Annotated in this window: 11 protein-coding genes; 1 reads left to right on the top strand and 10 read right to left on the bottom strand. The window is 60.7% G+C overall.

Annotated features, from left to right (window positions below; genetic code table 11):
* Positions 1–26: 26 nt before the first annotated feature.
* The 9 genes from yegS to yegD all read right to left on the bottom strand — a co-directional run bounded on the left by yegS (position 27) and on the right by yegD (position 15,204).
* Positions 27–926 carry a lipid kinase YegS gene (gene yegS, locus ACJBF3_RS00695; RefSeq protein ID WP_045328078.1) on the bottom strand — a complete coding sequence of 300 codons (900 nt, stop codon included), beginning with the start codon at positions 924–926 and terminating at the stop codon, positions 27–29.
* A gap of 248 nt (positions 927–1,174) precedes the next feature.
* Positions 1,175–2,536 carry a tRNA 5-hydroxyuridine modification protein YegQ gene (gene yegQ / locus ACJBF3_RS00690; RefSeq protein WP_032652696.1) on the bottom strand — a complete coding sequence of 454 codons (1,362 nt, stop codon included), beginning with the start codon at positions 2,534–2,536 and terminating at the stop codon, positions 1,175–1,177.
* 168 nt (positions 2,537–2,704) lie between these two features.
* Entirely contained in the window at positions 2,705–3,427 is a 723-nt protein-coding gene (gene baeR / locus ACJBF3_RS00685; protein WP_045328079.1) for a two-component system response regulator BaeR, read from the bottom strand.
* Positions 3,424–4,827 carry a two-component system sensor histidine kinase BaeS gene (baeS, locus tag ACJBF3_RS00680; protein ID WP_045328080.1) on the bottom strand — a complete coding sequence of 468 codons (1,404 nt, stop codon included), beginning with the start codon at positions 4,825–4,827 and terminating at the stop codon, positions 3,424–3,426. Before baeS ends, baeR begins: the two co-directional genes overlap by 4 nt.
* Positions 4,824–6,239 (bottom strand): MFS transporter, encoded by a 1,416-nt coding sequence (locus ACJBF3_RS00675; protein ID WP_045328081.1) that lies wholly within the window; start codon positions 6,237–6,239, stop codon positions 4,824–4,826. The genes baeS and ACJBF3_RS00675 overlap by 4 nt, the downstream gene beginning before the upstream one ends.
* A complete protein-coding gene (gene mdtC, locus ACJBF3_RS00670) occupies positions 6,240–9,317 on the bottom strand; it encodes a multidrug efflux RND transporter permease subunit MdtC (protein WP_045328082.1) in 3,078 nt (1,025 codons plus the stop codon).
* Positions 9,318–12,440 carry an MdtB/MuxB family multidrug efflux RND transporter permease subunit gene (locus ACJBF3_RS00665; RefSeq protein WP_045328083.1) on the bottom strand — a complete coding sequence of 1,041 codons (3,123 nt, stop codon included), beginning with the start codon at positions 12,438–12,440 and terminating at the stop codon, positions 9,318–9,320.
* Complete coding sequence (locus tag ACJBF3_RS00660) at positions 12,440–13,642, bottom strand: MdtA/MuxA family multidrug efflux RND transporter periplasmic adaptor subunit (protein ID WP_045328084.1); 1,203 nt, start codon at positions 13,640–13,642, stop codon at positions 12,440–12,442. Before ACJBF3_RS00660 ends, ACJBF3_RS00665 begins: the two co-directional genes overlap by 1 nt.
* A 209-nt stretch (positions 13,643–13,851) precedes the next feature.
* Positions 13,852–15,204, bottom strand: coding sequence for a molecular chaperone (yegD, locus tag ACJBF3_RS00655; protein ID WP_045328085.1), 1,353 nt, complete (start codon positions 15,202–15,204; stop codon positions 13,852–13,854).
* A gap of 130 nt (positions 15,205–15,334) precedes the next feature.
* Here yegD and alkA point away from each other — a divergent pair, with 130 nt between their 5' ends.
* Entirely contained in the window at positions 15,335–16,207 is an 873-nt protein-coding gene (gene alkA / locus ACJBF3_RS00650; protein WP_045328086.1) for a DNA-3-methyladenine glycosylase 2, read from the top strand.
* Here alkA and ACJBF3_RS00645 read toward each other — a convergent pair.
* Entirely contained in the window at positions 16,172–19,501 is a 3,330-nt protein-coding gene (locus ACJBF3_RS00645; protein WP_045328087.1) for a diguanylate cyclase, read from the bottom strand. The genes alkA and ACJBF3_RS00645 overlap by 36 nt on opposite strands.
* Between the last annotated feature and the right edge of the window lie 244 nt (positions 19,502–19,745).

Genomic DNA, 19,745 nt, shown 5'->3' with positions numbered 1-19,745 from the left:
GGCGTAGCCGCCGCCCGGCAATACACTCAGCGCAAAAGCACACAGTCCGGCGGCAGCCTGCACTGCAGCGCGCCGGGCAACACCTCTATGCGGAACTGCGTCCCGCTCAGCGGCTCTCCGTCGAGGTTAAAGGTCATCCCGTGCGGGGCATTCACCTCAAACCATGCCGATTTCCCGGCGATGATATTCGGACTCTCTTCCGGCTGCGTCAGCGTGGTAAACAGCGCGGGCAGCAGACCGTCGCCCGTGAAAATACGCAGCTGTAGCTGGCCGTCATTAATCAGCGCTTCCGGGCACAGCTGCTGGCCGCCGCCCGCCTGGCGGCCATTGCCAATGCCGATCACCAGCGCGTCACCCTGCCACTGAAAATCCTCGCCGCGAATTTCACAGCGGTCAGGCTTGAGGGTATCCATGCGCATCAGGCCGTGGATCAGGTACGATACGCCGCCCAGCGCCGCCTTCAGCTTTTCCGGCGTTTCGCTGGTGATGCGCGTGCCGAACCCGCCGGTCGCCATATTGATAAAGCAGGTTTTGTCATTTACCTGCGCGATATCCACGGCGGTAGCCTTGCCGAGGATCGCAAGCTGTAGCGCCTTATCTAACGTCTCAGGGATCCCGGCGCTGGTGGCGAAATCATTGGCGGTGCCGAGCGGTAAAATGCCCATGACCGGGCGGTCTGTCGGCGGCAGGTCGATAAGCGCAGACGCGATCTCATTGATGGTGCCGTCGCCGCCGCCGGAAATGATGGTGCTGACGCCTAGCGTTAAGCCTTCGTTGATATAGCGTGCCGCGTCGCCCTTTTCCCAGGTTACCCGTACGTGAATGCGCGCGCCGTCGTCACGCAAATCCTGAATGGCCTGACGCAACAGATCGTTGCCTGCACTTTTGCCGTTGAGAATCAATAAACTGTCTGGATAGGTTGCCATCCGCGCTGCTCCCTTTTTTAGCGTTAGTAACAGTGTATAGCAGAGCGGAAAAAAGCGGGTAAGAACAGGATGAAAGGGAAAAAATAAGCCCGCGTAAGGGAGATTACGCAGGCTAAGGAGGTGGTTCCTGGTACAGCTAGCATTTATGGGTTATGTTTTTCAGCGGGGGGATAATACCCGTATTGAACGAAGCGGTATGTGATCCGTTTCTAAGAATTATCCCAGCGCGAAAAAATTTCCCTGATTGACTATTTACCGTGCGGATTTCGGGTACTTTCACCGTTGAAGTTACGCATCAGGAGCGCGAACTTCAGCTCCACCTCTTCCGGCACAGGCAGCCAGACGGTATGCCCGTCGCCCGGCGCCACGTCAATCGCTTCGCCTTTACCGTTTTCCAGATGCTCCAGCGTGAAGTTCATGTTGCCCTGCGGGGTCATCAGCTCCAGGCTGTCGCCTTTGGTGAACTTGTTTTTCACCGCCACGGCCGCCAGCGCGCCTTTGCGCTCGCCGGTAAAGTCGCCGACAAACTGCTGGCGCTCGGAAACGGAGTAGCCGTGCTCGTAGTTCTGGTAGTCGTCGTGGGTATGACGGCGCAGGAAGCCTTCGGTATAGCCGCGGTGGGCCAGGCCTTCCAGGGTTTCCAGCAGGCTGGTATCGAACGGTTTACCGGCGGCCGCATCGTCGATGGCTTTACGGTATACCTGCGCGGTGCGCGCGCAGTAGTAATAGGATTTGGTGCGGCCTTCAATTTTCAGGGAGTGCACGCCCATCTGGGTCAGGCGCTCGACGTGGGCGATGGCGCGCAGATCTTTCGAGTTCATGATGTAGGTGCCGTGCTCGTCTTCAAAGGCGGTCATGTACTCGCCCGGACGTTTGGCTTCTTCAATCATAAACACGCTGTCGGTTGGCGCGCCGATGCCCAGCGTCGGCTCAACGTTGGTGACCGGGATCGGCTCGTGCTTGTGGACGATGTTGCCGATATCGTCCTCTTTGCCTTCCTGGACGTTATATTCCCAGCGGCAGGCGTTGGTGCAGGTGCCCTGGTTCGGGTCGCGCTTGTTGATGTAGCCGGAGAGCAGGCAGCGGCCGGAGTAGGCCATGCACAGCGCGCCGTGGACGAAGATTTCGATTTCCATATCCGGAACCTGGGTGCGGATCTCTTCGATCTCTTCCAGAGAGAGTTCGCGAGAGAGAATGACGCGGGTCAGCCCCATCTGCTTCCAGAACTTCACCGTCGCCCAGTTGACGGCGTTAGCCTGAACGGAGAGGTGAATATCCATCTCCGGGAAGTTCTCCCGAACCAGCATGATTAAACCCGGGTCTGACATGATCAGCGCGTCCGGCCCCATATCCACTACCGGCTTCAGGTCACGGATGAACGTCTTCAGCTTGGCGTTGTGCGGCGCGATGTTGACCACCACGTAGAATTTTTTGCCCAGGGCATGCGCTTCGTTGATGCCGAGCTGCAGGTTCTCGTGGTTGAATTCGTTGTTGCGCACGCGCAGCGAATAGCGCGGCTGGCCCGCGTAAACGGCGTCGGCACCATAGGCGAAAGCGTAACGCATATTTTGCAGCGTTCCCGCCGGGGAAAGGAGTTCCGGTTTAAACATGTTTGTTCTCGTTCTGATGACAGGTCAGATCCGCGTGCACCAGGTGCAGCGGTAAGGGGAGATCCCCCACTTTAAGGGCGGGCATTGTAGCGCTGCGGGAAGGGGAGGTAAAGTGATTGTGCCGGGTGGCGGCTTCGCCTGACCCGGCCTGGATTAGCTCTCTGCTGGCTACGCAATCCTGCACGCGTCCGCTTCCCAGCGGTACCCAACGCCGTACACCGCGCGGATAAACGACTGCTCGGCGTCCAGCGCCTCAAGCTTGCGGCGCAGGTTTTTGATATGGCTGTCGATGGTGCGGTCGGTCACCACGCGGTAATCGTCATACAGGTGGTTCAGCAGCTGTTCACGGGAAAAGACTTTTCCCGGCTCGTGGGAGAGGGTTTTCAGCAGGCGGAACTCCGCAGGGGTCAGGTCCAGCAGCTTGCTGCGCCAGCTCGCCTGGAAGCGGCTTTCGTCGACAATCAGCGGGCTTTCGGCGTCCAGCACCTGAAGCTCGCGCTGCGGCCTGCAGCGGCGCAGAATGGTTTTCACGCGGGCGACCACTTCACGCGGGCTGTAGGGTTTGCAGATGTAATCATCCGCGCCAATTTCAAGCCCCAGCAGGCGGTCAATCTCTTCAATTTTGGCGGTGACCATGACGATCGGCACGTCGGAGAAACGACGAATTTCTTTGCACAGGGTCAGGCCATCGGTACCGGGCAGCATCAGGTCCAGCAGGATCAGGTCTGGCGGCGTCTGGCGCACGTAAGGCAGCACCTGGTCGCCGTGGCTTATCAGTGACGGGGCATAGCTGGCCGCGCGTAAATAGTCGATCAGCAGTTGCCCCAGCTTGGGTTCGTCTTCCACAATCAAAATGCGCGGCGTGTTTTCGTCAATCGGTAACTCGGTCATGCTTCTCTCGATAAATCCCGTTCCAGAGGTAACTCTACTGTAATGCTAACCCCGCCAAAAGGCGAATGGGCGGCGCGGATCGTGCCATTATGCGCCTCGACGATGTTAACGCAAATCGCCAGCCCCAGGCCGGAGCCGCCGCTGGCGCGGTTGCGGGAGCCTTCGGTGCGGTAGAAACGTTCAAACAGTTTTTCCAGCTGCGCGTCCTGCACGCCGGGGGCGGAATCCGCGAAGGTCAGGGCAAAGCGCCCGTTTTCCTGCCTGCCGGAGATGTGCAGCCCGCCGCCGCTGTCGGTGTAGCGCAGGCTGTTTTCCAGCAGGTTGTTGAAGAGCTGCATCAGACGGTCCTTGTCGCCAAACACCACCGCGCTGTCCGGCAGGGAGAGGTCGATTTTCAGATTTCGGCTGGCAAACCGCTCGCGGAAGGCGCCGCTGATCACTTCCAGAATATTAATCACGTCTACCGGCGCTTTCTGGTAGGCCAGCGCCCCTTCGTCGGACATGGAGAGCTGGTGGAGGTCGTCCACCAGCTTGGTCAGCGTGCCTACCTCTGCCTGCAGGGAGGCCACCGATTCGGGCGTAAACTGGCGCACGCCGTCCTGAATGGCTTCCAGCTCGCCGCGCAGCACCGCCAGCGGGGTGCGCAGCTCGTGGGAGATATCGGCCATAAAGTCGCGGCGCATCTGCTGGTTCTTCTCCAGCGTGCTGGCGAGCTGGTTAAAGTCCTGCGCCAGCTTGCCCAGTTCGTCCTGGCTGCGGGTATCGACGCGGGTGGTGAAATCCCCGGCGGCGAGCTTGTGCGTCCCTTCCACCAGCCGTTTCACCGGGGCGAGCAGACCGCGCGCCAGCGGGAAGGTGGCGAGCGCGGCGAGCAGGGTGGAGAGAGCGACAATCAGCCAGCTTGTGCGGCGCTGCTGGCGGTCAAAGTTGATGTCGGTGTTGCGCGTCAGGCGCTCCACCGGGGAGGCGATAACCCAGCCGACGATGGCGTTATTGACCTTTATCGCCCGACGAGTGCCGTCCGGGGGGATCGGCGCGCGCGGGCCAACCAGCGTGCGCATGTCCTGGTCGATTACCCAGAACTGAGTGCGCCAGCCGTGCGGCGGCATGCCTGGCCCCGGGCGATCGTCACCGGTGTCGTGCTCCAGCGAGCGCAGGATCTGGAAAATAAAGCGGTCGTTATTGCGCAGAAAGCGCCAGTTGCCGTGCTGGGCGTACTGTTCGCTCAGCGCATCGCTTAGGCCCTGCAAGCGCTGCTCGTTACCATGCTTGATGTAATCAATAAAGCCGCGCTCAAAGCTTACCCGCACCGCCCAGTGCATGGTGATCAGCAGGACGATACAGGTGGCAAATATCGCCACGAAGAGCTTGCCGGTAATGCCCGGGCGCCAGAATTTCATGAGCCACTCCTTTTGCCGCGCCGAATCACGACGTTCTTGCTGGTATCATCCGGCACGCGGGCGAAGATGAAGGCGGGCAGGGCGATGATGACCGCCATGCTGAAATAGGTATACATAAAGACCTGATGCGCCACCGGCGTGTCGACGCTGAGATGGTGCTGGCCGTACATGCCGAGCAGTAAACCGGCGATGGTCACCCCTACGCTCATGGAGAGCTGCATGATCATCGACAGCAGGCTGTTGCCGCTGCTCGCCAGATCGTCCGGGAGATCCTTCAGCGTCAGGGTATTCATCGACGAGAAGCGCATGGAGTTGATGATCCCCTGGCAGAACAGCACCAGCGGCAGGACGTAGTACCAGCCCATCAGCGCCACGGCCATAAACAGCATGCTCACCAGCGCCAGCCCCAGCGTGGCGGTCACCAGCACGTGACGGTAGCCAAAGCGGTTCACCACCTGCACCACGATGCGCTTCATTCCCATGCTGCCGAGCACCATCGGGATCATCATCAGGCCCGCGTGGAACGGCGAAAATCCCATGCCAATTTGCAGAAAAACGGGCGTCATAAACGGCAGCATGCCGCTGCCGATTCGTCCGGCGAAGCTGCCGAACAGCCCGAGACGGTAGGTCGGGTTTTTAAACAGGTTCAGGCTGAACAGCGCCTTATCGTTACCGCTGGCATGCCGCAGATACCACAGTATTGCGGTAACCCCGAGCGCGATCAGCAGCCCGAGCGTCAGGGGCGAAATCCCCAATCCCTTTTGCCCATCGAGCGCCAGGGTGAGGGTGGCCATGCCCGCCGCCAGCAGGATAAAGCCGAAGAAATCAAAGCGCCGCGTCTGCATTTTGTAGTTTGGCATCAGCGTCAGGGTGGCGATGGCGCCGATGATGCCAACGGGAAGATTGATTAAGAAGATCCAGTGCCAGGAGGCGTACTCTACCAGAATGCCGCCGAGCGCCGGGCCCAGCAGCGGCCCCACCTGGCCGGGCAGGGTGACAAAGGTCATTGCCGCCATGTACTGCTCGCGCGGCACAATCTTCATCACCGTTAACCGCCCGACGGGCACCATCATCGCCCCGCCAACGCCCTGCAGCACGCGCGCCATCACCAGCTGGTCGAGGGTACTGGCCTGGGCGCAAAACAGCGAGCCGGTGGTAAACAGCACGATGGCGGTAAAGAAGATATTGCGCACGCCCACTTTGTCCGCCAGCCAGCCGCTGGCGGGCAGCATCACGGCCACCGTCAGCACGTAGGCGACAATCACCATATGCATATGCAGCGGACTCTCCCCCAGGCTTTTCGCCATGGAGGGGAGGGCGGTATTGACGATGGTCGTATCCAGCGACTGCATAAAGAAGCCGAAGGCGACTATCCATAACTGCCAGCGAACGTTAGCGGGGAGGTCGGTCATTTACTCGGTCACCGTGTTTCTGTTTTTACGCGAAAAACGCAGCCGCAGGCGGTCGAAGAACAGATAGACCACCGGCGTGGTGTACAGCGTCAGCAGCTGGCTCATCACCAGGCCGCCGACGATGGTGATCCCCAGCGGCTGGCGCAGCTCGGAGCCGTCGCCGCCGGAAATCACCAGCGGCAGCGCGCCAAACAGCGCCGCCAGGGTGGTCATCATGATCGGACGAAAACGCAGCAGGCACGCCTGGAAGATCGCCTCTTCCGGTGAGAGGCCGCCGTTGCGCTGGGCGTCCAGCGCGAAGTCGACCATCATAATCGCATTTTTCTTCACAATACCTATCAATAGCATAATGCCGATGAGCGCGATGAGGCTGAACGGCGCGCCGAACAGCTCCAGCGCCAGCAGTGCCCCCACGCCCGCCGACGGCAGCGTCGAAAGGATGGTCAGCGGGTGCACGTAGCTCTCATACAGCACGCCCAGCACAATATAGACCGTGGCGATGGCGGCCAGAATCAAAATCACCTGCGAGTTCATCGTCTCCTGGAATACCTGCGCGGTCCCGGCAAAGCTGCCGCGGACGGTGGACGGCACGCCAAGCTGGGTCATCGCGCGGTTGATTGCATCGCTGGCTTCAGACAGCGACGAACCGGCGGGCAGGTTGAAGGAGATGGTCGACGCCGCCGACAGCCCCTGGTGATTGACCGACAGCGGCGCGTTGGCTGGCTGCCAGCTGGCGAAGTAGGAGAGCGGAATCGCCTTGCCGTCGCTGTTAATCACAAACATTTTGTCCAGGGCGCTGATGTCCTGGGTATAGCGCGGGTCTACCTCCATCACCACCTTGTACTGGTTCATCGGCTGGTAGATGGTGGAGATCTCGCGCTGGCCGAAGGCGTTGTTCAGCAGGCTGTTGGCGGCCTCAACGTTAATGCCCAGACGCGACATGGTTTCGCGGTCGTAGGTCAGGGCCATCTCGGCGCCGTTGTCCTGCTGATCGGAGTTCACGTCCGCCAGCTCCGGCAGGGCGGCCAGCGCCTTGCGGATCTTCGGCTCCCACTCGCGCAGGGCGGCTAAATCGTCCGAAAGCAGCGTGTACTGATAGCTGGCGTTCGCCTGACGCCCGCCGACGCGGATATCCTGAACGGCCATCAAAAACAGGTTCGCGCCCGGTTCTTTAGCGAGCTTCACCCGCAGGCGGTCAATCACCTGCTGGGCGGTTTCGTTGCGCTCGCCGCGCGGTTTAAGGGTAATAAACATCATCCCGCTGTTAACGCGTGACCCGCCGGTAAAGCCGGTGACGTTATCCACGGCTTTGTCTTCACGAATGATCTTCATAAAGTCCTGCAGCTTGCCGCGCATCGCCTGGAACGAAATGCTCTGGTCCGCCTGAATGCCGCCCATCAGCACGCCGGTGTCCTGCTCCGGGAAGAAGGTTTTCGGGATGGTGATGTACATCCAGACGTTGAGCACGATGGTGCCGATCAGCACCAGACCGACCAGTCGGGTATGGTTCAGCACCCACTTCAGCGATTTGCCATAGCCTTCCTGCATCGCCATCAGGACGCGACCAAAGCCTTTGCGGCGCGGCTGCGAGTGCGGCTTGCTGCGCTTGAGCATCCAGCCGCACATCATTGGCGTCAGCGTTAACGAGATCGCCAGAGAAATGCCGATGGCGACGGAGAGCGTGACGGCAAACTCGCGCAGCAGGCGGCCCGGCAGTCCGCCCATCAGCAGCAGCGGCAGAAACACCGCCACCAGCGACAGGCTCATGGAGAGCACCGTAAAGCCCACCTCGCGCGTCCCCTGCAGGGCGGCCTGAAGCGGCTTCACCCCCGCTTCCAGGTGGCGGGAAATGTTTTCCAGCACCACGATGGCGTCATCCACCACGAAGCCCGTCGCAATCGTCAGGGCCATCAGCGACAGGTTGTTGAGGCTGAACCCGCACAGGTACATGGCGGCAAAGGTGCCGATCAGCGATACCGGCACGGCCACCGCCGGGATCAGCGTCGCCCGACCGGAGCGCAGGAACAGGAAGACCACCAGGATCACCAGCGCGACGGAGATCGCCAGCGTCTGCTCCACCTCCTCAAGCGAGGCGCGAATGGTCGGGGAGCGATCCTGGGCAATTTGCAGGTCGATCGCGGCCGGGATAGTCTCCTGCAGCTCCGGGAGGCGGGCGCGAATGCTGTTCACCGTCTCGATAATGTTGGCTTCCGGCAGCTTGCGGATCATCAGCAAAATGGCGGGTTTAGCGTTGGTCATCCCGGCGTTGCGCACGTCCTGCACCGAGTCGGTGACGCTGGCAACGTCGCTTAAGCGCACCGCCGCGCCGTTGTTGTAGTGGACGATCAGCGGCTGGTATTCCGCGGCGGTTTTCAGCTCGTCGTTGGTGTGGATCTGCCAGCGGTGGCTGGTGTCCTCAATCGCCCCCTGCGGTTTGCGCACGTTGGCGTTGCTGATGGCGGAGCGCACGTCGTCCAGCGATACGCCCTGGTTGAACAGCGCCTGCGGGTTTAAGCCCACGCGCACGGCGGGCAGGGAGCTGCCGCCGACGCTCACGTCACCCACGCCGTTAATCTGTGAAATTGTCTGCGCCAGCTGGGTAGACGCAAAGTCGTAAAGCTGTCCCTGCGAGTAGGTGTCTGACGTCAGCGTCAGGATCATGATCGGCGCGTCGGACGGATTGGCCTTGCGGTACGTTGGACGGCTCGGCATCCCGCTCGGCAGCAGGCTTTGCGCGGCGTTGATGGCCGCCTGCACGTCGCGCGCCGCGCCGTTAATATCCCGGTCGAAGCTGAACTCCAGAATGATGCGCGTGCTGCCGAGCGAGCTGCTGGAGGTCATTTCGTTGACCCCGGCAATTCGCCCGAGCGAGCGTTCCAGCGGCGTGGCGACGGACGAGGCCATGGTTTCCGGCGAGGCGCCAGGCAGCGAGGCGCTGACCATGATCACCGGGAAATCCACCTGCGGCAGCGGCGCCACCGGCAGCAGCCGGAAGCCCAGCACGCCGCAGAGGGTAATGGCGAGTGAGATTAAAATCGTCGCCACCGGGCGATAAATGAAGAGGGCGAAAAACTTCACTTATGCCTCCTCTTCACGTTTCGGGAAGCGGCTTTTGGCCCACAGCGCCAGGCGGTCAAACAGCAGATATATCACCGGCGTGGTGAACAGGGTTAATACCTGGCTCACCAGCAGGCCGCCGACCATGCCGATACCCAGCGGACGGCGCAGCTCCGCCCCGACGCCGGTGCTGAGCATCAGCGGCAGCGCGCCCAGCAGGGCCGCCAGCGTGGTCATCAGGATCGGACGAAAACGCAGCAGGCAGGCCTGGAAGATGGCATCGCGCGGCGACATGCCCTGCTCGCGCTCGGCGGCCAGGGCGAAGTCGATCATCATGATGGCGTTTTTCTTCACGATCCCAATAAGCAGGATGATGCCGATAATGGCAATCACGTCCAGCTCGCTGCCCGCCAGCATCAGCGCCAGCAGCGCCCCCACGCCCGCCGTCGGCAGGGTAGAGAGAATAGTGATTGGGTGGATAAAGCTCTCGTACAGCACGCCGAGCACGATGTACATCGCCACGACCGCCGCGACGATAAGCCAGATGGTATTCCCCAGCGCGGCCTGGAACGCCAGGGTGCTGCCCTGGAACTGGGTCTGAATATCGGACGGGAAGCTGAGCTCTTTTTCAGCCGCCTGAATGGCCTCCACCGCTTCGCCGAGAGAGTAATTGTCCGGCACGTTGAAGGAGATGGTGGTGGACGGGAACTGATCCAGATGGTTAATCGACAGCGGGGTATAGCGTTCTTCCACCGTGGCGATAGCGCTCAGCGGCACAATCCCGCCGTCTTTGCTGGTCAGGCGCACCGAGTCCAGCCCCGCCAGGCCGGGCGTATTCTCGGTGTTGTGCTCCAGCACGACGCGATACTGGTTCGCCTGGGTGTAGATGGTGGAGATCAGGCGCTGCCCGAAGGCGTTATACAGGGCGTTGTCCACGTCCGCCATGGTAATGCCGAGACGGCTGGCGGTATCGCGGTTGACGTTCACGTACGCCGCCAGGCCTTTGTCCTGCCAGTCGCTGCTGACGTCGGCGAGCTGCGGCAGGGTGTTAAGCTTATTCACCAGCTGCGGCACCCAGGTGCTGAGGTCATCCAGCGAGGTGGCCTGCAGCGTGAACTGGTACTGCGTGCGGCTGACCTGGGTATCAATGGTCAAATCCTGAATCGGCTGCAGGTAAAGCTCCACGCCCGGCACGCGCGCGACGGCGCTTTGCAGCCGCTCAATGACGGCGTTGACGCGATTGTCGCGCTCGTCCAGCGGCTTGAGGTTAATCTGCAGACGCGCGCTGTTGAGCGACGGGTTGGTGCCGTCGACGCCCACGTAGGAGGTCAGGCTCTCTACCGCCGGGTCCTTCATGACGATCTCAGACACCTGCTGCTGGCGCTGGGCCATATTGGCGAAGGAGACCGACTGCGGGGCCTGAAGCGTGCCCTGAATAATGCCGTTGTCCTGGATGGGGAAGAAGCCTTTCGGAATGAAAATCCACAGCATCACGCTGAGCGCCAGCGTGCCCAGCGCCACGCCGAGCGTGGCCCACGGATGGTTCAGCACTTTCGCCAGCACGCGGCCGTAGGCGGCAATAATGCGTTCGAACATGCGCTCGGAGGCGCGGGAGAAGCGGTTTTGCTTGCGCAGGGACTCGTGGCTCAGCATGCGGGCGCACATCATCGGCGTCAGGGTCAGCGACACCACGGCGGAGATCAAAATGGCCACCGCCAGCGTGACGGCAAACTCGCGGAACAGACGCCCGACGATGTCGCCCATAAACAGCAGCGGGATCAGCACCGCAATCAGCGAGAAGGTCAGGGAGATAATGGTAAAGCCGATCTCGCCCGCGCCCTTCAGCGCCGCCGCCAGCGGTTTTTCGCCTTTCTCGATATAGCGCGAGATGTTCTCGATAACCACGATGGCGTCGTCCACCACGAAGCCGGTGGCGATGGTGAGCGCCATCAGCGTCAGGTTGTTAATCGAAAAATCGAGGAACACCATCACCGCAAAGGTGCCGACCAGCGAGAGCGGCACGGCGACGGCGGGAATAATGGTCGCCGGGACGTTGCGCAGGAACAGATAGATGATCATCACCACCAGCGCAATGGCCAGCATCAGCTCGAACTGAGTGTCGGTAACCGACGCGCGAATGTTGGTGGTGCGGTCGGAAAGTACTTTTACGCTAACCGATTTCGGCAGGCTGTCGATCAGCTGCGGTAGCATGGTGCGGATGCTGTCGGCGGTTTCGATGATGTTAGCGCCCGGCTGGCGCTGGACGTTCATCACGATCGCCTGCTGCTTGTTGGCCCATGCGCCGAGCCAGCTGTTTTCCGCCCCTTGCTCCACCGTCGCCACGTCGCCCAGACGGACCGGCGCGCCGTTCTGGTAGGCGATAATCAGCTGACGGTATTCATCCGCGGACTGCATCTGGTCGTTGGCGGAGAGCGTCACCGCGCGGGTCGGGCCGTCCAGCGAGCCTTTCGCCGAGTTAACGTTCGCATTGCTGATGGCGCTGCGGATGGTTTCGCTGGTCAGACCGAGCGCGGCAATCGCCTGCGCGTTCAGCTTCACGCGCACGGCCGGGCGCTGGCCGCCTGCCAGCGTAACGAGGCCGACGCCGGAAACCTGAGAAATCTTCTGCGCCACGCGGGTTTCAACCATGTCTTCGACCTGCGTCATCGGCATGGCGGAGGAGGTAACGGCCAGCGTCATGATCGGCGGATCCGCCGGGTTCACCTTGCTGTAGACCGGTGGGTTAGGCAGGTCAGACGGCAGCAGGTTGGTGGCGGCGTTGATGGCGGCCTGCACCTCCTGCTCGGCGACGTCCAGCGACAGCGTCAGCTGGAACTGCAGCGTCACGACGGAGGCCCCGCCGGAACTCTGGGAGGACATCTGTTTTAGCCCGGACATCTGCCCAAACTGGCGCTCCAGCGGGGCGGTGATGGCGGACGTCACCACGTCCGGGCTGGCACCCGGATACAGCGTCACCACCTGAATGGTCGGGTAATCCACCTCCGGCAGCGCCGACACGGGCAGGAAGCGGTAGCCGATAATCCCGGCGAGCAGGATCGCCACCATCAGCAGCGTGGTGGCGACAGGACGGAGAATAAACAGGCGTGACGGCCCACCTGTAGAGCCTGGCGGCATCACCTGCATCAGGATTTCTCTCCCTGTTTTGCAGGTTCAACCACTTCCACTTTGGCCCCTTCGGTCAGACGGTCGATGCCGTCGGTGACCACGCGGTCGCCTGCGGAAAGGCCTGCGGCAATCACTACCGTCTGGCTGTCCTGAATACCGGTTTTCACCAGGTGCTTGCTGACCTTATTGTCGCCGTTAAGCACCCAGACGAAGTTACCCTCGTTACCCATCTGCAGCGCGGCGGTGGGGATCACCACCGCGTTCTCTTCGGTGGCAACCAGCATGCGCGCATTGACGAACTGGTTCGGGAAGAGGGCATCGTCCTGATTGTTAAAGCGCGCCTTCAGCTTGATGGTGCCGGTGGTGGTGTCGATCTGGTTATCCAGGCTGAGCAAGGAACCTTCGCTGAGCTTCTGCTTGTTGGTGCGGTCCCAGGCTTCGACCACCAGCCCCTGTCCGGCTTTTTGCGCCTGCATGACGGTCGCAATGTCGCTTTCCGGCAGGGTGAAGACTAAATCAATCGGGTGAGTCTGGGTGATTACGACGATGCCCGTCGTGTCGCCGCTGGAGATCTGGTTGCCGATATCGACCTGCTTCAGGCCGACGCGCCCGTCAATCGGTGCGGTGATACGGCTCCAGTCCAGCTGCAGCTGCGCGCTGGCGACGGCGGCCTCGTCGGCTTTGATGGTGCCCTGCGTTTCGCTCACCAGCGACTGCTGGGTGTCCAGCTCCTGACGCGAAACGAGGTTGGTTTTCACCAGCTGCTGATAGCGCGCTAAATCACGCTGGGCATTGGCGAGCGTGGCTTTGTCTTTCGCGAGCTGACCCTGCGCCTGGGCCAGGGTGACCTTAAACTGGCTCGGGTCGATTTCCGCCAGCAGGTCGCCGGCTTTAACCTGCTGACCTTCCTGGAAGTGGATCGCGATGAGCTGGCCGTCGACGCGGCTGCGCACCGTCGCGGTGTTGGCGGCGGTGATGGTCCCGAGACCCGTAAGATAGCGAGGAACGGCTTTATTCACCGCGGTGGCCGCCTGTACCGGCGCCAGCGCGCCGCCGCGCATGCCGTGACGCCCTCCGCCTGCCGTGCGCTGTGCCTGACCGCTGGCGCCAGCGGGCGCAGCGGAGTTCGCGGATTGGCTGTGCCAGTACCAGGCGGCGGCAAGCACCACCACAATGATGCCAGCGGCGATTGCCCAGCGGGTTTTGTTACTGCCTTTCATCGTTATAGGTTCTCATCCTGAATACTTCGGGGAATGATACTAGTTTAGTCAGTTAACACAGCGGAAAAATGGAGGAAATATGGAAGACTGTCTGGAATTGTCTGAGTGTGGCGCTCTTTTTAGCCGGGTGGCGGCTTCGCCTTACCCGGCCTACGGTTCGGGGATCTTGTAGGCCGGGTAAGGCGAAGCCGCCACCCGGCACAACCGCACTACCTAAACATCACCTGCGCCCAGCGCGCCAGCCCTGCGGTTACGGAGCCAAAGTCATCCCCGCCGGCAATTGGAATGCCCGGCAGCTGTTCGGCCAGCGCTTTCTTGATCAGCGGCGAACGGGCGCTCCCGCCGGTCAGGTAGATAACGTCCGGCTTCTCTTTGCCGTTCTCCAGCGCCAGCTGCGCCTGCTCCAGAATACGCTGCAGCGGCTGCGCGAGCGCTGTCTCCAGCCCGTCCTGTGAAATCGCGGTGGCCAGGTCGTCGCTGATAAACGGCAGGGAGACCGCGTGCTCAGCGCGGTCGGAAAGGGCAATTTTGCTCTCCTCCGCGGTACGCACCACGCGGTAGCTCAGGCGCTGACGCCACACCTTGTACAGCAGCGCGACCTTATCCGCGTCCTGCGCGTCGCGCACCAGATCGTTGAGGAAGCGACCGTTCGCACTGCTGTAAAAATCACTCTGTGCAGGCACGTCGTTGATGGCAATCGCGTTCCACCACGGCAGGATCGGCAGCGCGATGCCTTTTTCCGTTTGCCCGCCCATGCCGAGCAGCGGCATCAGGCTCTTGAAGGCCAGCGCGATGTCGAGATCGTTACCGCCTACGCGGCAGCCGCTGTGCCCGAGCAGGCTGTTTTCACGATCGCGACGGCTATGCCACTGGGGGCCCATCAGCAGCAGCGAGCAGTCCGTCGTGCCCCCGCCGATATCCACGACGAGTACGCGCTTCTCTTCGGTCAGCGTGGCTTCAAAGTCCAGGCCTGCGGCAACCGGCTCATACTGGAACACCACGTCGCGAAAGCCCGCGCGGTGCGCCGCGCGTTCAAGGATCCCCTGCGCCTGCTGGTTAGCCTCGTCGCCGCCCAGCCCCTGGAAGTTGATCGGGCGGCCAATCACCGCCTGGGTGATCGCATCCGGGACCTGCGTCTGCGCCTGATTGCGAATATGCAGCATCATCGCGCACACCAGATCTTCGAACATCGCCACCTGCTGCGGCTTCAGGCCGCTGGCGCCGAGGAAGGATTTTGGCGACTTCACGAAGTAGACCTCTTCGGGGTCTTCAATGTAGTGCCCGAGTGAAGAGAGACCAAACTGCACGCTGGACGGCGTAACGTCAATATCTTCCTCGCGGTTAAAGCTAACCGCCCGGCGCAGCAGCGCCTGGGTCTCTGCCGCCGTCGCCGGAACCTGATGGTGACGGAACAGCCATTCGCTCACCGCTTCACGCGTCGGCGCGCAGAGCATTGAGGGCAGCAGCGTGCTCTCTTTTTCCATTTTCAGAAGCTGCGGCTGTCCGTTTTGCATAATCGCAACCGAGCAGTTTGCCGTACCGTAGTCGAATCCAATAAACACAATAAATCCCCATGCCGGTGAGAAGGGGCGAGACTTTAGCGGAATGCCTGTCCTGCGACAACAGGAATATGAAAGCAAGGCGCAGCGCGCCTTTTGCGTTTATCCTGAGGAGAACAAAAAAGGAGTAACGATGTATACCCTGACCTGGCTTCCCCCTTACGACTGGCAGTGGATGTTTGGCTTTCTTGGCGCACGTGCGGCGACGGGTATTGAAACCGTCACGCACGACTACTACGAGCGCAGTTTTGCCTGCGAAGGCCATCAGGGGATTTTCCGCGTGACGCCGGATATCGCCGCCCATACGCTGACCGTGACCCTCAGCCCGGGGTTAATTCCGGTTGCGAAGACGTGTCTTGCACGCATAGAACGCCTGTTCGATCTCGCCTGTAATCCGCAGCGCATCGCGGATGCGCTGGGCGATCTCGGCGCGGCCCGGCCAGGCTTACGCCTGCCGGGGGCGATGGATGCCTACGAGCAGGGCGTCCGGGCGATCCTCGGGCAGCTGGTGAGCGTGGCGATGGCGGCGAAGCTGACGTCGCGCGTGGTGGCGCTGTGCGGTGAACCGATTGCGGATTGTCCAGGCTATCTCTGTTTTCCCACGCCGCAGGCGCTGGCGGCAGCGGACCCGCTGGACCTGAAAGCGTTGGGCATGCCGGTAAAACGCGCGGAATCGCTGATTCATCTGGCGCAGTCGGTCGTTGACGGGACGTTTCCGCTGACGCCGCCTGAGAACGTTGAGGCGGGCATGAAGGCGTTGCAGCAGCGGCCGGGGATAGGGCGCTGGACGGCAAATTACCTGGCGCTGCGCGGCTGGCAGGCGAAAGATGTGTTTCTGCCCGATGATTATCTGATTAAGCAACGCTTCGCCGGAATGACTCCCGCGCAAATTCGCCGTTATGCCGAGCGCTGGCAGCCGTGGCGCTCTTACGCGCTGCTGCACATCTGGTATACCGACGGCTGGTCGCCGTCAGTTGATGGCGAAATAGCTGGCGTTGAGCAGTAGATCCAGCGGCTGCGGCTCGGCGATAGTGTCACCGTAGATAAAATCAATGCCAATGCCGGAGAGCGTGTCCATCATGATGGGCTGGTTGCAGGGGCCCGCGATGGTTTTCATTCCCAGACGCTGGGCGTGGCCCTGAACAATGGTCACCATCATCTCATCCATCAGGTTGCCGTACACGTTGCTCACCACCTCTGCGTCCAGCATCAGATAGTCGGCCATATTCGCGGTCAGGTGGGTAAAGACGTTCATGTCGCGTCCCACCTGGCTAAAGATGACGCGGCAGCCCGCCTGGCGAAGCTTTTGCAGGCCCCGCTGCAGGTTTTTCTCCGCGCTGCTCACCACATCGGCAGAGATAACCAGATGCAGGAGGCGGCCCGGCATGGGGCTTTTATCCAGCAGGTCGAGAAGTTCATCGACCAGCGTCACGCTGGCTAAGCCAGCCTCAGAGAGCGGCAGCGCGACGCCCATGCCTTTGCTGGCAATCTGGGCGGCATAGGTGCGGAAAAACTCGCTAAAGATACGTCTGTCGAGGGCATGCAGAAGCTCAGGCTCCGCCAGGCCCGAGCGGAAGGCGTGCTCCTCCTGTACTTCACCCTGGCTGGTCCACAGGCGTAACGACAGCAGCCAGAAATTGCTGCTCTCCGGAATGCGCGGAGAGGCGACGCTGCGGGCAATCATCATCAGATGATTGTCTTTAATCATATGCCACTGTTCATCAAGCGACATCATGCTGCGCGTGTGGCGATCCCGCTCCTGCTGAGGCTCGTAGACCGTTACCCTGCCACGGCCGCTGTTTTTCGAGGCATAACAGGCAATGTCCGCCTGGGACATGATCTCCGACGCCTGATGGTTATTTTCATCAATCAGCGTGATGCCGGCGCTGGCGCCGATACGGTGCAGACGGCCTTCCCACGTAAAGTGATAGTCATTGATCGTATGGATCAGGCGACCGGCGATGTAGCGCGCGCTTTCTATATTGCAGTCCGGTAGCAGTAACCCGAACTCGTCCCCGCCAAGACGTGCCAGCACGTCGCTGGAGCGGAGCATGGTTAACATCAGGGAAGCGAGCTCCCGCAGCAGGGCATCACCCGCCGCATGGCCAGCCGTATCGTTGACGGCTTTGAAGCGATCGAGGTCGATAAAGACCAGGGCATGACGCTGGCGCGTTTCGCGAACGGTCTGCAGGAGCCGTTTGAGATGGCTTTCGAAGCTGACCCGGTTTGCCAGATGGGTCAGGGCATCGTGGGAGGCGCTGTAGCTCAGCTGGCGCAGCATTTTACGCGACTCGGTCACGTCCTGAATCACGATAACTGAACCAATATTCTGGCCGTCCAGCGTGCTGAGCGGCGTAATGCTGTAATGAATGTCGAAATTACCCCCGGTGCGGCAGTTCAGCACCACGTCCTGATCGATATCGGAACGGGACATATCGCCGCTGTGAATATTTTCCATCAGCGGCCCTTTTTCACCAAAGGTAATGTGCAGCACCTTCAGGATCGGCTGGCCTATTGCCTCGGTCTGCAGCCAGCCGCTCATTTTCTCGGCCACCGGGTTCATAAAGGTGACGTTCATGTTGATATCGGTACACAGCACCGCCTCACCGATGGAGTCCAGGGTAATGTGCAGACGCTCTTTTTCCTGGAAGAGGGCCTCGTTAAGCTGCTTAACCTCGGTCATGTCCATGTTGATACCGAGCAGGCGTTCGACTTCTCCCTGCTTGTTGAGCACCCGGTTCGCCAGGGAGCGAATATGGCGCACGCCTTCCTTCACGCGGATGCGGAATTCCAGCTTAAAGGGCAGACGGGAAATCAGCGAATCGCGCAGCACCTGCTCAGCGTGGGCGCGGTCTTCCGGCAGCATCGTGTCGTGCCAGAGCTGCCAGGTGGGCTTGATGTGCGGCGGGATCTCGTAGAGTTCAAACATCCGCTTGTCCCAGCTGATAATGTCGGGCTCCAGATCCCACTCCCAGATGCCGATGCCGCCCGCTTCGTTGGCGAGCGTAATGCGCTCCATCAGGCGTTTATTGACCCACTCGGTCTGCTTCAGGTCGTTAATGTCTTCAATCTGCGCAATAAAATAGAGCGGCGAGCCGTCGGCATGGCGCACGACGGAGACGGCAAGCAGCGCCCAGACCACTTCTCCGTTGCGGGTGTAATAGCGCTTCTCGAGGGTATAGGTATTGATCTCGCCGTTGACCAGCTGTTCGAGCTGCTCGAGGTCGGTGTCCAAATCTTCCGGCCAGGTGAGCTGCTGGAAGGTTAGGGACTGGAGCTCCGTCTGGCTGTAGCCGAGGAAATTGCACAGCGCCTTGTTAGCCTGAAGCCATTTGCCCTCAATGCTGACCAGCGCCATGCCGATGGCGGAATATTCCATCGCGTTACGAAAACGCTCCTCGCTTTCGGTGATGTGTTTGCGCTCGGCGCGGAAGGCGTACATCACCATGGTCATCACGTTTGCGGGCAGGAGCAACATCAGGAACGGCAGCCAGGGGGCGTTCAGCATGGGCCCGGCGTGTTGGGTGGTTAGCGCTAACGGATTACGGGCAATCATCAGCGACACAACCATCACGGTGACCAGGAACACCATGAACGCTTCCATCCGCGGCAGGCGCACGGCGCTCCACATCAGCAACACGATCACGCAGGTGAAGGGCCACGGCAGCCAGGTGATGGCTGCCCAACTGAGGGCCAGCGTCACGGCCAGCGTGGTCAGCGTTTCCAGCAGCAATCGCGGATCACGGTGGCGCAACAGATAATGCGGCTTAAATAATAGCCCGAGAGGCACCAGCGCCAGCGCGCCAATAGCTTCGGACAATACCCAGACGAAGAAATTACGCATTGGCTCAGGGCCGGGAGCCAGCAGGGACACCAGAATGCCGCCCACCAGCGGCGGCACCAGCGCGCTGCCAACGGCCACGCGGATCCAGTCGTTCAGATTCTGCAGCGGGTTGTACCAGGGGAGCAATCTGCGCAGCAACAGCGCGCCGATAGCGGCTTCAATGACGTTGATAGAGGGATAAATGAGGCTGACCGAACCCCACGAAAACAGCATCCACGAGGCCAGAATATTGCCAAACGAGCAGGCCAGGGCGATGCCCGGCCACATTTTTCCCGCATGGCGGTAAAACGCCACCATCATAATGGCGGTGGGGAACCAGAGCGGGGCCAGCAGGGTACCGAAGCGGGTGAGCTCCAGCGAAAAAAGGGTAAAGATAAAGGTGACCAGGCCCAGACAGACAAGTCGTATTAAAGGATGTGGGGTGGTAACCAAAACCCGCTGGTATTGTTTATTCATTACCGCTTTATCCAGAGACGCCATGCCGTCAGGGAAGATGTCCGAACGCGTGAATTTGATAATTTGGTTTATGCTAGTACAAACAATTTACAATTCATATGGTGACTGCTCAGAATTTGACACCGCAGACTTATTAAATAGAGACGCCGTGAAAAAAAACGGTTAAATGCTGAAAAAACGCGCATTTAAATTTCACTCAGGGAATAAAGCGCCACTTTTCGGCCCGTCTCGCAGAAGCTGTGCA

Origin of the sequence: Enterobacter sp. PP-008-ECC_S150 (assembly GCF_045257065.1) — a bacterium.
Lineage (GTDB): Bacteria > Pseudomonadota > Gammaproteobacteria > Enterobacterales > Enterobacteriaceae > Enterobacter > Enterobacter chengduensis.
This window is presented reverse-complemented; position numbering and strand designations above follow the sequence as displayed.

What these genes read in the sequence shown, in the direction of transcription:
- yegS (WP_045328078.1), bottom strand. Translation starts at nt 926, where the DNA reads ATGGCAACCTATCCAGACAGTTTATTGATTCTCAACGGCAAAAGTGCA.
- yegQ (WP_032652696.1), bottom strand. Translation starts at nt 2,536, where the DNA reads ATGTTTAAACCGGAACTCCTTTCCCCGGCGGGAACGCTGCAAAATATG.
- baeR (WP_045328079.1), bottom strand. Translation starts at nt 3,427, where the DNA reads ATGACCGAGTTACCGATTGACGAAAACACGCCGCGCATTTTGATTGTG.
- baeS (WP_045328080.1), bottom strand. Translation starts at nt 4,827, where the DNA reads ATGAAATTCTGGCGCCCGGGCATTACCGGCAAGCTCTTCGTGGCGATA.
- ACJBF3_RS00675 (WP_045328081.1), bottom strand. Translation starts at nt 6,239, where the DNA reads ATGACCGACCTCCCCGCTAACGTTCGCTGGCAGTTATGGATAGTCGCC.
- ACJBF3_RS00665 (WP_045328083.1), bottom strand. Translation starts at nt 12,440, where the DNA reads ATGCAGGTGATGCCGCCAGGCTCTACAGGTGGGCCGTCACGCCTGTTT.
- ACJBF3_RS00660 (WP_045328084.1), bottom strand. Translation starts at nt 13,642, where the DNA reads ATGAAAGGCAGTAACAAAACCCGCTGGGCAATCGCCGCTGGCATCATT.
- alkA (WP_045328086.1), top strand. Translation starts at nt 15,335, where the DNA reads ATGTATACCCTGACCTGGCTTCCCCCTTACGACTGGCAGTGGATGTTT.
- ACJBF3_RS00645 (WP_045328087.1), bottom strand. Translation starts at nt 19,501, where the DNA reads ATGAATAAACAATACCAGCGGGTTTTGGTTACCACCCCACATCCTTTA.